Source organism: Streptomyces sp. NBC_01197, assembly GCF_036010505.1.
Classification (GTDB): Bacteria; Actinomycetota; Actinomycetes; order Streptomycetales; family Streptomycetaceae; genus Streptomyces.
The window spans coordinates 6376095-6389496 of record NZ_CP108569.1 but is presented as its reverse complement, the minus strand read 5'-3'; the positions used below and the strand labels follow the sequence as shown (position 1 = coordinate 6389496).

Below are 13402 nucleotides of genomic sequence, written 5' to 3'. Positions count from 1 at the left end.
CATGAAGTGGCATGACGACGTGGAGTCAGTGCCCGATGCTGCTGCCCACGCCGCCGCTGGTGGCATCGCCGATGGGGCGGATCCCGCTGGTGATGGTGTCCATTCCGTCCAGCGGCGGTCCGTCCGGCCCGGCGTCGAAGGCGAAGCGCACCACCACCATCGACTCGGAGCCGACCGACGACGGGAAGGCGACGGTCTGGACGTAACCGCCGGGCCCCGCACCGGTCCTGACCCGCCAGCGCACCAGATAGCCGGTGCGGCCCGCGACGGTCACGGACTGGGACCTGAGCCGGGTGTGCGAGGTGATGCCGTCGTAGTTGAGGTCTCCGACGAGGTCCCTGTCGTACGAGCTGTCGGCGGCGTCCATGATGTCCGCCTTGGCCACGGCCTCCGCCGAGGGGAGTCCGGTCTCGTCGGCGGTGCGTGAGGTCACCCTGCCGTGGTAGCAGAACGAGGCCGAGTCACCCGGGCACTCGTAGGAGTGGCTGGTCTGCATGGTCGTCACGTCGTCGACCGTGCTCGTCGGCTTCTCCCAGCCGTCCGGGACGGGCAGGGTGATGCCGTTCAGCTCGTCGACAAGCAGCGAGGGATCGTCGGTCGGCGGCGCGCTGGTCTTCGAGCCGTGCTCCCCTGCGGCCGTGGCCGGGCGCGAGGCGGGCACGATGGTGGCGGCCGGGGCGTGCGCCGATTTACTGTCACCGCCGCCGTTGACCACGGTGATGACCACCGTCACGGCCAGAGCGAAGGCCGCCACCGCCCCGACGGCGATCGGCACCGCGCGTGGCAGGCCGCCGGGCCCGCGCCGGACCGCGGGCACCGGCGCGGGCGGCGGACCAAAGCCGTGCGGTACGGGGTGCTTCCCCGGCTGCGGCGGACCGAAGCCCCCGGCGCCCGGCAGCGCCGGACCGGACTGCTGCGGTACGGCGTCGAGCGGGCGGGTGTGCGCGGTCCAGGCCGCGCCGTCCCACCACCGCTCGGTGGCGGCCAGGCCGGTGTCCGGGTACCAGCCGGGCGGGGTCGTGTGGGTCATCCGGTCACTCCAGGGTCAGGCGCCCAGCGCCGCGGGCCAGGCGCCGGCCCCAGCAGTCAGCACCGCGGGCTGGCGGTCGCGTCGACGTGCTCGGCAACAGCGACGACGACGATCCGGGTCTCGGGCGCCGTGGCACGCCAGCGGTGCCGCACTCCCCCGGAGAGGAACAGGCTGTCGCCGCGCTCCAGACGGTACGCCCTGCCCTCGGCCTCCACCTCGGCCGCGCCCTCGGCCACGTACAGAACCTCGTCATTGCGGTGCTGGAACTCGCGTCCCGTCTCCTGCTCGCCCGTGAACTCCATGGCGTGCAGCTGGTGGTGTCCGCGGACCAGGTCCCGGATCTGCGGCTCGGGGTCCGCGACGGCTCCGGTGGCGGCCGTCGCGCGGACGACGTCGACCGTGCGTCCCGCCTCGGACGCGGCCAGCAGTTCCACGGCCGTGGTCTCCAGCGCGTCGGCGACCCGCTGGAGCGAGCGCTCGCTCGGCCGGGCCCGCTCGTTCTCGATCTGGCTGAGGAAGGGCACCGAGAGTCCGCTGCGCGCGGAGACCTTGGCGAGGGTGAGTCCCAGCGTGCGGCGGCGCCTGCGGACGGCGGCGCCCACCCGGAACGCCTCCTTCTCGTTAGCGTCCATCGCTGGTTCCCCTCCCCTTGCCCTGTCGCCCGTCGTGTCTGCAAGCACCTTACGCAGCTTCGGGCCACGGGAGGGCCCTCCTGCCACACCCGCGTCGTACAACCTTTCCGCCGTACAGGCGCGCACCCGCCTCCGGCACCGCGCGGTCCGGCCGCCGCCAAGTGCCGGACGGCAGTGCGAAGTTGACGGCATCGGGCGGAACGCCGCGAGGGGCGGGCAACGCCGTTGGCGTTGGCCGCCCCTCGCGGGAGAGCCTTCCGCGGAAGATCCCGCGGGAGAGTGGATCAGCTGCCGACAGGCGCCAGCTTGTCCTCCAGGCCCGGGTTGGAGTCGAGCCACTTGCGAGCGGACTTCTTCTCGTTGCCCGCACCGCCGTTCTGGATCGCGACCTCCAGGGAGTTGAGCTTGTCCTCGCTGAGCTTGAAGTTCTTCAGCCAGCCGTTCAGCTCGGGCAGATCCTTGCCGAAGTCCTTGCGGGCGACGGTGTGGATGGAGTCGCTCTTGCCCCAGGCACCCTTCGGGTCCTTGAGCTTCGTCAGGTCGTACTTGCCGTAGGCCCAGTGCGGCGACCACAGCACCACGACCACCGGCTCCTTCTTCTTGATGGAGCGGGCCAGCTGCGCCAGCATCGACGACGTACTCGACGACACCACCTTGTACTCACCCTGCAGCCCATAGGCCTTCAGGACCTTCTTGTTCAGCAGCCCCATCTCACCGGCACTCGACTCAATACCGATGATCTTGCCGTTGAACTCCTTGCCCTTGCCCTTCAGATCCGCCAGGGACTTCACACCCTTGACATACGAAGGCACGGACAGCTCAAGCGACGTCGGGCCGTACCAGGAGCCGACATCGGTGAGTTGGTTCTTGTATCTGTCCCAGTACTGCTTGTGGGTCGTCGGCAGCCAGGAGTCGAACTGCACATCCTCCTGGCCCTGGGCCAGCGCGGTGTACAGCGGCCCGGGGTCGAGCTGCTTGACGTTGGGCTTGTAGCCGCGGTCCTCCAGGATGTTGTCCCAGAGGTACGTGGAGGCGATGGCCTCGTCCCACGGGAAGAAGCCCAGGTTGACGCTCTTGCCGGCGTCCTTGCCCTTCTGCGGGGCGCCCGCGCCCTTCGCGACGGGCGCGAGCTTGGAGACCATGTCCGGGTTCTTCTTCAGCCAGGCACGCACACCGTCCTGCTCATGGCCCTCGCCGGCGCTCTGGACCGAGTTCTCCAGGCTGGTCAGCTGGCCCTCGGTGAGCTTGAAGTCCTTGAGCCACTTCGCGACCGTCGGGTCCTTCTTGTCGAAGCCCTTGTGCGCGACGGTGTGGATGGAGTCGCTCTTGCCCCAGGCACCCTTCGGGTCCTTGAGCTTCGTCAGGTCGTACTTGCCGTAGGCCCAGTGCGGCGACCACAGCACCACGACCACCGGCTCCTTCTTCTTGATGGAGCGGGCCAGCTGCGCCAGCATCGACGACGTACTCGACGACACCACCTTGTACTCACCCTGCAGCCCATAGGCCTTCAGGACCTTCTTGTTCAGCAGCCCCATCTCACCGGCACTCGACTCAATACCGATGATCTTGCCGTTGAACTCCTTGCCCTTGCCCTTCAGATCCGCCAGGGACTTCACACCCTTGACATACGAAGGCACGGACAGCTCAAGCGACGTCGGGCCGTACCACGTGCCCATGTCCTCAAGTTGGGACTTGTACTTGTCCCAGTAGTCCTTGTGGGTCGTCGGCAGCCAGGAGTCGGTCTGGAAGTCGACGTCGCCACGGGCCACACCGGAGTAGAGCGGGCCGGCGTCGAGCTGCTTGACGTCGGTCGTGTAGCCGCGCTCCTCCAGCAGCTCCTTCCACAGGAACGTGGAGGCGATGCCCTCGTCCCAGGGGATGTACCCCATCTTGATCTGCTTGCCGTGTCCGACGTCCGAGCCCGCCTGCGACGAGCCGCTGCTGTCGGAGGCCGAGCCGAGGTTCATGCCGCCCGCGACGAGCCCCAGGATCACGACGCCGATCATGGCGACGGTGGTGCCCGGGCGGTAGTGCGCGAAGCTCCACTTCTGGGCCACGGAGGCCGCCTTCGCGGCGGCCCGGCGGCCGAGCGGGGAGACGCGCTGGTTGAGTGCGCCGGTCATCCGGTCCAGGTAGATGGCGAGGATGACCACGGCCACACCGCTCTCGGCGGCGAGACCGACCTGGAGCTGGGTGATGGCCGCGTAGACCTTCTCACCGAGACCGCCCGCACCGGCCATACCGCCGATGACGACCATGGAGAGCGCGAGCATGATGACCTGGTTGACACCGGCCATGATCGTCGGCAGCGCGAGGGGCAGCTGGACCCGGCGCAGGATGTTGCCCGGGGTGGTGCCGAACGCCTCGGCGGCCTCGACCAGTTCGCCGTCGACCTGCCGGATGCCGAGCTCGGTCATCCGGACGCCCGGGGGCATCGCGAAGACGATCGTGGCGATCACGCCGGGGGTCACCCCGACGCCGAAGAACATGACGCCCGGGATCAGGTAGACGAAGGCGGGCATCGTCTGCATGACGTCGAGCACCGGGCGGACCACGGCGCCGACCTTCGCCTTGCGCGCGGCCCAGATACCCAGCGGTACCGCGATCACGATCGTGATGACCGCCGCGACGATCACCAGCGACAGCGTCTGCATCCCGTCGTCCCAGAGGGAGAGGGAGTCGATCAGTGCGAAGCCGACGAAGGTCAGAACCGCCGGTACCAGTCCGCGCAGCCAGAACGCGAGGACGGCGAAGATGCCCGCCATCAGCAGCGGTTCACCGCCGCCCAGTACCGCGTCGACGCCGTTGTACATGTGCGTGAGCACGCTGTTGATGGCGTCGAAGAGCCAGCCGACGTTGTCCGTCAGCCATTTGACTATGTTTTCGACCCAGTCGCCGAAATGGAACCTAGGCACTGGCGACCGCCTTGTTCTTGGGGGCTGCGTCGCAGGCCAGCGGGGGCTCGGCGTACTCGCCGAGGAATCCTATGAGACGGGACTGCTGGACGACACCGACGATGTCGCCCTTGGTGTTCTTCACGGTCACGTCGTGCGGGACACGCGCGCTCACGCCGCACAGGTCGGCGAAGGTCGTGTCGGGGGTGACGGTCTCGCAACCGCAGGTGCCCGCGTCGGGGCGGTGGTCGTCGGTCATCATCGCCGCGGCGGTGAGGACGCGCGTGCGGTCCACGTCCTTGGTGAAGGAGGCGACGTAGTCGTTGGCCGGCGTGATGAGGATGTCCTCGGCGGTGCCGAGCTGGACTATCTCACCGTCGCGCATGACCGCGATGCTGTCGCCGAGGCGCATGGCCTCGTTGAGGTCGTGGGTGATGAAGACGATGGTCTTCTTCAGCCGCTTCTGCAGTTCGAGGAGCTGATCCTGCATATCGCGGCGGATCAGCGGGTCGAGCGCGCTGAAGGACTCGTCCATCAGCAGCAGGTCGGCGTCGGTGGCGAGCGCGCGGGCCAGGCCCACCCGCTGCTGCATACCGCCGGACAGCTCGTCGGGCCAGGAGTTCTCCCAGCCCGCGAGACCCGTCATCTCCAGGGCCTCGGCCGCCCGCTTGTCGCGCTCCGCACGGGGCACACCCTGGACCTCCAGGCCGTAGCCGGCGTTCTCCAGGACACTGCGGTGGGGGAAGAGAGCGAAGTGCTGGAAGACCATGCTGATCTTCTTCGAGCGCACCTCGCGCAGCTCGCTGTCGCTGAGGGCGGTCAGGTCCTGTCCGTCGAAGAGCACCCGGCCCGACGTCGGTTCAAGGAGGCCGTTGAGCATGCGCAGCAGCGTGGACTTGCCGGATCCGGAGAGACCCATGACCACGAAGATGTTGCCCGGCTCGACGGTGAAGGATGCGTCGATGACCGCAGCAGTCGTCCCTTCACCGCGCAGCTCATCGCGGCCGGTGCCGTTCTCGAGTTTCCGCACGGCTTCATCGGGTCGTCTGCCGAACACTTTGTACAAGCGGTCGGCTTGCAGCCTGGACACATACACCTCACGCGTTGAAACGAAAACGACCCGTCACCCCCGTGTCGACAGGTCGTGGAGCGGCACGGGATCGGTCCGCTTCACCCTCGCAATACTTGAATCTGCTACTGGTTCCGCTCCGGGGCGGCGCCTTCCCACCTTTATGCGGTCCAAACAGAAGAGTGACCCAGCTCACTCAGGGTGGCTGTCAGTGGCGTACGGCATGATCGGTATGTGACGCGACGCCTGATGCTCCTCGACACCGCTTCCCTCTACTACCGGGCCTACTTCGGGGTGCCGGACACCGTACGCGCCCCGGACGGCACCCCGGTCAACGCCGTGCGCGGGCTGCTCGACTTCATCGCCCGGCTGGTGCAGGACCACCGCCCGGACTCCCTGGTCGCCTGCTGGGACGCCGACTGGCGCCCCCAGTGGCGGGTCGACCTGATCCCCTCGTACAAGGCACACCGGGTGGCGCAGGAGACGGAACAGGGTCCCGACGAGGAGGACACCCCGGACACCCTGGCCCCGCAGGTCCCCATGATCGAGCAGGTGCTCGACGCCCTGGGTATCGCCCGGGTCGGCGTCGAGGGGTACGAGGCGGACGACGTGATCGGCACCCTCGCCGGCCGTGCCACCGGGCCAGTCGACATCGTCACCGGGGACCGCGACCTCTACCAGCTGGTGGACGACGCACGCGGCGTCAGGGTCCTCTATCCGCTGAAGGGGGTCGGAAATCTCCAGCTCACCGATGAGGCGCTGCTGCGCGAGAAGTACGGGGTGACCGGCCAGGGGTATGTGGATCTGGCGCTGCTGCGGGGCGACCCGAGCGACGGACTGCCCGGCGTCCCGGGGATCGGCGAGAAGACCGCGGCGAAGCTGCTCGACGCGTTCGGTGACCTGGCCGGGATCATGGCCGCGGTCGACGACCCGGCGTCCCGGCTCACCCCGTCGCAGCGCAGGAAGCTGAACGAGGCGCGCCCCTATGTCGCGGTGGCGCCGAAGGTGGTGCGGGTGGCTTCGGACGTACCGCTGCCGCCGTTCGACCCGGCCCTGCCCGCCGAGCCGCGCGATCCCGCCACCCTGGAACAGCAGGGCGCCCTGTGGGGCCTGGGCGGATCACTTCAGCGGCTGCTCTCCACTCTCCAGGACTGAGGTGCTAACTTAGGTGAGCCTAACCACAACGATCAGGGGAGCCGTCCGTGGCGGAAGCACCGGCCCGTAAGACACCGAAGGCCCACGAGGCGCAGGTGGTCCGTACCGAGCGGATCACCCCGCACATGGTCCGTCTGGTCCTCGCCGGTGAGGGGCTGGACGCGTTCGACGCATCGGAGTTCACCGACCACTACATCAAGGTGCTCTTCGCGCCCGAGGGCGTGAGCTACTCGGAACCGTTCGACATGGCCCGGATCCGCGAGGAGTTCCCACGCGAGCAGTGGCCGGTCACCCGGACATACACGGTGCGGTCCTGGGATCCGGCGCTGCGCGAGATGGTGGTCGACTTCGTCGTGCACGGCACCGAAGGTCTCGCCGGTCCATGGGCGGCCGCCGCGCGCCCCGGCGACACGATGCGCTTCCTCGGTCCCGGCGGCGGCTACGCCCCGGACCCAGCCGCCGACTGGCACCTGCTGGCCGGCGACGAGAGCGCGCTGCCCGCCATCGCGGCAGCGGTGGAGCGGATGCCGGCGGGCGCCGTGGTGCACGCGTTCGTGGAGGTGTCGGGCCCCGACGAGGAGCAGAAGATCGCGGCGCCGGACGGCGTCGAGGTGCGCTGGCTGCACCGCGGCACCCGCCCGGCGGGCGAGGCGCTGACCGCCGCGGTGCGGGCTCTGGACTTCCCGGCCGGTGAGGTCAGCGCCTTCGTGCACGGCGAGGCGGGCTGCGTGAAGGAGCTGCGGCGCCATCTGCGGCTGGACCGGGGAGTCCCCCGTGAGCAGCTGTCCATCTCGGGCTACTGGCGGCTGGGACAGAACGACGAGACCTGGCGCGCGGCGAAGCGCGAGTGGAACGCCCAGGTGGAGGCGGAACAGGAGCAGGCGGGCTGAGCCGCCTTCCGTACACCACCCCGCACAGCGGGAAGCCCCGGCATCGAGCGCATGCTCGATGCCGGGGCTTCCCGCTGTGCGGGGCAGCGATATTCGGGGCTGCACAGACCGCTGGTACGACCGGAACGTGCGGGTCGACAACTGGACCGCGACGACCGCGAGGACCAGCAGCGCACCCCCGCGGCTGAGCACCAGGGGCCCGGTCCGGGTCGGCCGCCATCGCCGAACGGCCCGCGAGCATGGCCCAGTTGACCGGGTTGAAGTCGGCGATGTACCGCATCCAGGACGGCATCTGGGACGCTGCCATGAAGGCGGAGGAGAGGAAGGTCAGCGGCAGCAGCAGAAACGTGTTGATACCGATGATCGACTCCCGCTGGCGCACCAGCATGCCGAGCGCATTGGAGAGCGCGCCGAAGACCGTACCGAGCAGGATCGACGCGAACACCAGCACGGCGAGTCCGCCCGCGCCGCCGGGATAGTCCGCACCGCCCAGCAGTCCGAGCAGCACGATGATCACGGACTGGACGGCGTTGGAGATGCGCGGCCTCGGCCTCGATCATGTGCAGTTTGTACGGTCCCGAACAGCGGGAACTCGGCTGCCGGGACGGCCAGCAGATCGGGCATCCAGTCGAGCGTCTCCGTACGGCCGCTGTCAGTGAGGCCGTACAGAGTGCGCTCGGGGCGGTTGCCCTGCCGCTGGACGTCGGTGACCTCCACGAAGCCGTGCTTCTCCAGGTTCTGCACGACCGTGTAGTGCCCCGGGAGGACAACCGCGATGTATCGCGGATGCCGGCGACTGCGCCCGCCACGCCTCGCCGCTCGTACTCTTGAGCCACGATGAGACGCAAGACATCCCGGCTTCCGGGTCCCCTGCCCCAGCGCGAGGGTATCGACGCGGTGCGGCTGCGGCTTCCCGTGGAGGGTGCGTGGACCACCGTCGGGGAACACCTGGCCGAGCGGCTGCCGGGCGGCGCCGCCGAGGTCGACGCCATGCTGCGGAAGGGCGCATTCGTCGGGGTGGACGGGCCGGTCCGGGCCGACACCCCTTATCTGCCGGGCGCCTCGGTCTGGTTCCACCGGGACTTCCCCGACGAGGTGCGCGTGCCGTTCCCCATCGAGGTGCGCTACCGCGACGAGCACATTGTCGTCGCCGACAAACCGCACTTCCTGGCCACCACCCCGCGGGGCAGGCACATCACCCAGACCGCGCTGGCGCGGCTCCGCAAGGAGCTCGGGCTGCCCGCGCTGAGTCCGGCCCACCGGCTGGACCGGCTGACCGCTGGGCTGGTGCTGTTCTCCGTGCGGCCCGAGGAGCGCGGGGCGTACCAGACGCTGTTCCGGGACCGGAAAGTACGCAAGGAGTACGAGGGAGTCGCCCCGTACCGGGCCGGTCTCGAACTGCCGCACGTCTCACGCAGCCGCATCGAGAAGGTGCCCGGCATCGTCGCCGCATTCGAGACGCCCGGCGAGCCGAACAGCGAGACCCGGATCGAACCTGCAGGCCGCAAGGGAGATCTCGCCCGCTACCGGCTCACCCCCGTCACCGGCCGTACGCACCAACTGCGCGTCCATATGAACGCGCTGGGCGTCCCGCTGCTGGGCGATCCGTTCTTCCCGGTGGTCACCGACCCGCCGCCGGACGACTTCCGCCGGCCGCTGCAACTCCTCGCCCGCGTACTGGAGTTCACCGACCCGGTCACCGGCGCCGAGCACCACTTCGAGAGCGGCCGTTCGCTCCTGGCCTGGACGGCGTACGACCAGTGGGCGACAGGCCGCTGAGCAGACAGGTACGGCCCCCGCAGGACCTGCTCCCGCGGGGGCCGTACGGCGCGCCGAGCGCGATCAGCCCACCGAGCTGTACGCCACCACGCCCCGCCGCACCGCGTCGACCGCCTTGCGGGCGTTGCGCGAGACCGTGCTCTTCTCGCCGGGGGCCGCCGCCGCGATCTGGCCCAGGACGTCGATGACCTGCTTGCACCAGCGGACGAAGTCACCGGCCGGCATCTCGGCCTCGCGCAGCACCTCGTCGAGGCCCCGGCCGGATGCCCACTGGTAGGCCGCCCAGGCGAACCCGAGGTCGGGTTCGCGCTGGCCCACGCCCTCCGTCTGGTTGATCTTGAAGTCCTCTTCCAGGGCGTCGAGCCTGCCCCAGATCCGGACCATCTCGCCCAGCGCGGTCTTCGCCGCACCGGCGGGGACCTTGGGCGCGACGGCGTCGTCGGCCTGGCGCGCCTCGAAGACCAGCGCCGAGGCGCACGCGGCGAGTTCGGCGGGGCTGAGGCCTTCCCAGACACCGGCGCGCAGACACTCCGACGCCAGCAGGTCCAGCTCGCCGTAGAGCCGGGCGAGGCGCTTGCCGTGCTCGGTCGACTGGTCGCCCCTGAGGTAGTCGAGCTCGGTCAGCAGGGCGTAGATCCGGTCGAAGGTGCGGGCGATGGTGTTGGTCCGCCCCTCGATCCGTCGCTCCAGCTGCCTGGTGTCGCGCTGCAGCCGGTGGTAGCGCTCGGCCCAGCGGGCGTGGTCCTCGCGCTCGTCGCAGCCGTGGCAGGGGTGCGCGCGCAGCTCGGTGCGGAGCCGGGCGATCTCCCGGTCGTCGGCTGCGGCGGCCCGCGGCTTGCGGTGCCGGTCGGGCACGATGTGTCCGGCCTTGGTGCGCAGCGCGGACGCCAGATCGCGCCTGGACTGGGGCGACTTCGCGTTGAACGACTTCGGGATCCGCATCCGGTCCAGGGCTTCGACGGGCACCGGGAAGTCGATCGAGGCGAGCCGCTTGACCTGCCGCTCGGCGGTGAGCACCAGCGGCCGGGGCCCGTCGTACTCCTCGAAGCCGCGGTGTCCGTTGGCCCGGCCGGCCGGCAGCCCCGGGTCCAGAACCAGTGCGAGCCCGGCGAACTTGCCGGTCGGCACATGGATGACGTCGCCCGGCCTGAGCCTCTCCAGGGCGTCGGCGGCGGCGGCCCGCCGCTGCACGGCCCTTTGCTTGGCCAGCTCCGTCTCGCGGTCCTTGAGGTCGCGGCGCAGCCGCGCGTACTCCTCGAAGTCCCCGAGGTGGCAGGTCATCCCCTCGCGGTAGCCGGAGATGCCCTCCTCGTTCTTCTGCACCTGCTTGGAGATCCCGACGACCGACTTGTCGGCCTGGAACTGCGCGAAGGACGTTTCGAGCAGCTCCCGCGAACGGTGCCGGCCGAACTGCTGCACCAGGTTGACGGCCATGTTGTACGAGGGCCGGAAGCTGGAGCGCAGCGGATAGGTGCGGGTCCCGGCGAGGCCCGCGAGCGCGCCGGGGTCCATGGCGCGCTGCCAGAGCACCACGGCGTGGCCCTCGATGTCGATGCCGCGCCGCCCGGCCCGGCCGGTCAGCTGGGTGTACTCGCCGGGGGTGATGTCGGCGTGCTGCTCGCCGTTCCACTTGACGAGCTTCTCCAGGACCACCGTGCGGGCGGGCATGTTGATGCCGAGCGCCAGGGTCTCCGTCGCGAACACGGCCTTCACGAGCCCTCGTACGAAGAGCTCCTCGACGACCTCCTTGAAGGTCGGCAGCATCCCGGCGTGGTGCGCGGCGATGCCCCGCTCCAGGCCTTCCAGCCACTCGTAGTACCCGAGGACGTGGAGATCCTCGCGCGGGATGGAGGCGGTGCGCTCCTCGACGATCTCGCGGACCGTGGAGCGCGCCTCCTCCGAGTTGAGCCGCAGTCCCGCGTAGAGGCACTGCTGGACCGCGGCCTCGCAGCCGGCCCTGCTGAAGATGAAGGTGATGGCGGGCAGCAGCGCCTCGGCGTCGAGCCGGGCGATGACCTCGGCCCTGCTGGGGGTCCAGATCCGGCTGCGGGAGCGCCGCTCGCGCTCGCGGTCCGCCTCGCGCACCATCTTGCCGCGGCGGCGGTCCCGCGGGTTGTACGTGCGCTGGTTCTCCTGCCGGGCCATCCGCAGCAGGTCCGGGTTGACCTCGCGCTTGGCACCGCCCCGGCCGCCGTGGTCCGTCGACTCCTCGAAGAGGTCGTACATCCGGCGCCCGGCGAGCACGTGCTGCCAGAGCGGGACGGGCCGGTGCTCGGAGACGATCACTTCGGTGTGGCCGCGTACGGTGTCCAGCCAGTCGCCGAACTCCTCGGCGTTGGACACGGTGGCGGAGAGCGACACCAGGGTCACCGAATCCGGCAGGTGGATGATCACTTCCTCCCACACGGCGCCGCGGAAGCGGTCGGAGAGGTAGTGCACCTCGTCCATCACCACATAGCCGAGCCCCAGGAGCGCCTGCGAGCCGGCGTACAGCATGTTCCGCAGGACCTCGGTGGTCATGACGACCACCGGGGCGTCGGCGTTCACGCTGTTGTCACCGGTGAGCAGGCCGACCTTGTCCGCCCCGTACCGCCTCGCCAGGTCCGCGTACTTCTGGTTGGACAGGGCCTTGATCGGGGTGGTGTAGAAGCATTTGCGGCCCTGCTCCAGGGCCAGGTGCACGGCGAACTCGCCGACGATCGTCTTGCCCGAGCCGGTGGGTGCCGCGACGAGCACACCCTTGCCCGCCTCCAGGGCCCGGCACGCCTCGATCTGGAACGGATCGAGATCGAAGTCGTACATGCCGCGGAAGGGGGCCAGCGCAGTGGCGTCCTCGACGGCGCGGATGCGGGCGGCTGCATAACGCTCAGCGGGCGAAAGGTCCTCGGTCATCTTGTCAACGAGCCTACCCGCCGCCTCCGACAGTCAGTGATCTTTATTTCAGCATTTCAACAGCCGATGACCCGGACCGCGCGCGGCACGCACTCGGCGGTCAGCGGCAGCGGGCCCAGCGGCTCACCGTCCGCGTACCCCGTGATCCCGGCGGCCCGCAGCTCGATCCTGCGCACCCGGTACGAGGTGACCGCCGGATGGCTCAGGTGGGTGCCCCGGTAGACCTTCGGGAAGACCCTGACCAGGGTGGCGCGGGAGCAGGCACCGACCACCGTGATGTCGAGGAGCCCGTCGTCCAGCTCCGCGCCGGCACAGATCTTCATGCCCCCGCCGTACGACGGTCCGTTGCCGACGGCGACGAGCGTGGCCTCGATCTCGCGCGCGGGTCCCCCGTCGAGCACCAACCGGTACGGGAGCGGCCGGAAGGCGGCCAGTTCGGCGACCATCGCCAGGTCGTACTTCAGCCGGCCCGCGGGCCGGCGCATCCGGTTGCCCCGGTCGTTGACCCGCGAGTCGAATCCGGCGGCGAGCACGCTCCCGAACCAGCGCGCCCCGGCCGGCCGGAGCCCGGTGTCGTCCGCACGGTCACCCGGATCCGCACCGTTCCCCTGACCTGCACCATCGCCCGGACCGGAACCGTCGCTCCGGACGACCCGGCCGAGGTCGATCTCCCTGATGTTCCCGCCCTTGAGGGCCGCGGCCACCGAGCGGCCCGCTGCGGCCGGATCCCGTACCGGCAGCCGGAGCCCGCGGGCGAAGTCGTTGCCGGTTCCGACGGCGACCACGCCCAGCGGGGTGCGGGTGCCCGCCACGGCCTGGAGGGCAAGGCTGATCATGCCGTCCCCGCCGACGGCTATCAGGGCGCCGGTCCCGCCCCGCACCGCCTCCCGCGCCCGGCGCAGCGCGTCGGGCGCGTCGCTGCCGAGCACCGTGCGTACGGAGAAACCTGCGTCCCGCAACGCGGAAGCGGCCGGCTGCGCGGCGTGCGCGCCCCGGCCGCGTCCTGCGGTGGGATTGACGAAGAGGGTGATCTCGCTGGTCACCCGCCGGACCCTACAAGG

At 70.0% G+C, this 13402-nt stretch carries 9 protein-coding genes and 2 pseudogenes; 3 read left to right on the top strand and 8 right to left on the bottom strand.

The features are described 5' to 3' along the window. Positions 1–25 precede the first annotated feature (25 nt). From OG452_RS29365 to OG452_RS29350, 4 genes are all read right to left on the bottom strand, one after another. Entirely contained in the window at positions 26–1030 is a 1005-nt protein-coding gene (locus OG452_RS29365; protein ID WP_327298573.1) for a DUF2510 domain-containing protein, read from the bottom strand. A gap of 56 nt (positions 1031–1086) precedes the next feature. Next, the gene (locus OG452_RS29360; protein ID WP_327298572.1) at positions 1087–1662 is read right to left on the bottom strand and encodes a cupin domain-containing protein; all 576 of its coding nucleotides are present in this window, start codon (positions 1660–1662) and stop codon (positions 1087–1089) included. 284 nt (positions 1663–1946) lie between these two features. Beyond that, complete coding sequence (locus OG452_RS29355) at positions 1947–4577, bottom strand: ABC transporter permease/substrate binding protein (RefSeq protein ID WP_327298571.1); 2631 nt, start codon at positions 4575–4577, stop codon at positions 1947–1949. Then, on the bottom strand, positions 4570–5646 hold the full coding sequence (locus tag OG452_RS29350; protein WP_327298570.1) for a quaternary amine ABC transporter ATP-binding protein: 1077 nt from the start codon (positions 5644–5646) through the stop codon (positions 4570–4572). The genes OG452_RS29355 and OG452_RS29350 overlap by 8 nt, the downstream gene beginning before the upstream one ends. 228 nt (positions 5647–5874) lie before the next feature. On the opposite strand from OG452_RS29350, the gene OG452_RS29345 reads away from it, so the two are divergent. Beyond that, positions 5875–6780 carry a 5'-3' exonuclease gene (locus OG452_RS29345; protein WP_327299823.1) on the top strand — a complete coding sequence of 302 codons (906 nt, stop codon included), beginning with the start codon at positions 5875–5877 and terminating at the stop codon, positions 6778–6780. A 47-nt stretch (positions 6781–6827) separates the two neighbouring features. After that, the gene (locus tag OG452_RS29340; protein WP_327298569.1) at positions 6828–7670 is read left to right on the top strand and encodes a siderophore-interacting protein; all 843 of its coding nucleotides are present in this window, start codon (positions 6828–6830) and stop codon (positions 7668–7670) included. A gap of 102 nt (positions 7671–7772) precedes the next feature. On the opposite strand, the pseudogene OG452_RS29335 reads toward OG452_RS29340, so the two are convergent. After that, positions 7773–8199: pseudogene (locus OG452_RS29335) on the bottom strand (ABC transporter permease); the annotation flags it as partial. A 44-nt stretch (positions 8200–8243) separates the two neighbouring features. Continuing rightward, positions 8244–8423, bottom strand: a pseudogene (locus OG452_RS29330) (helix-turn-helix transcriptional regulator); the annotation flags it as partial. An 84-nt stretch (positions 8424–8507) separates the two neighbouring features. On the opposite strand from OG452_RS29330, the gene OG452_RS29325 reads away from it, so the two are divergent. Next, the gene (locus tag OG452_RS29325; RefSeq protein ID WP_327298568.1) at positions 8508–9449 is read left to right on the top strand and encodes an RluA family pseudouridine synthase; all 942 of its coding nucleotides are present in this window, start codon (positions 8508–8510) and stop codon (positions 9447–9449) included. 63 nt (positions 9450–9512) lie between these two features. Here the strand turns inward: OG452_RS29325 and OG452_RS29320 are convergent, their stop codons facing one another. After that, on the bottom strand, positions 9513–12341 hold the full coding sequence (locus OG452_RS29320) for a DEAD/DEAH box helicase (RefSeq protein ID WP_327298567.1): 2829 nt from the start codon (positions 12339–12341) through the stop codon (positions 9513–9515). 56 nt (positions 12342–12397) lie between these two features. Beyond that, positions 12398–13384, bottom strand: coding sequence for a diacylglycerol kinase family protein (locus OG452_RS29315; RefSeq protein WP_327298566.1), 987 nt, complete (start codon positions 13382–13384; stop codon positions 12398–12400). Positions 13385–13402 lie beyond the last annotated feature (18 nt).

Excerpts from the sequence above, each read along its gene's own strand:
- OG452_RS29325 (WP_327298568.1), top strand. The coding sequence starts at position 8,508 with ATGAGACGCAAGACATCCCGGCTTCCGGGTCCCCTGCCCCAGCGCGAG.
- OG452_RS29365 (WP_327298573.1), bottom strand. The coding sequence starts at position 1,030 with ATGACCCACACGACCCCGCCCGGCTGGTACCCGGACACCGGCCTGGCC.
- OG452_RS29320 (WP_327298567.1), bottom strand. The coding sequence starts at position 12,341 with ATGACCGAGGACCTTTCGCCCGCTGAGCGTTATGCAGCCGCCCGCATC.
- OG452_RS29360 (WP_327298572.1), bottom strand. The coding sequence starts at position 1,662 with ATGGACGCTAACGAGAAGGAGGCGTTCCGGGTGGGCGCCGCCGTCCGC.
- OG452_RS29345 (WP_327299823.1), top strand. The coding sequence starts at position 5,875 with ATGCTCCTCGACACCGCTTCCCTCTACTACCGGGCCTACTTCGGGGTG.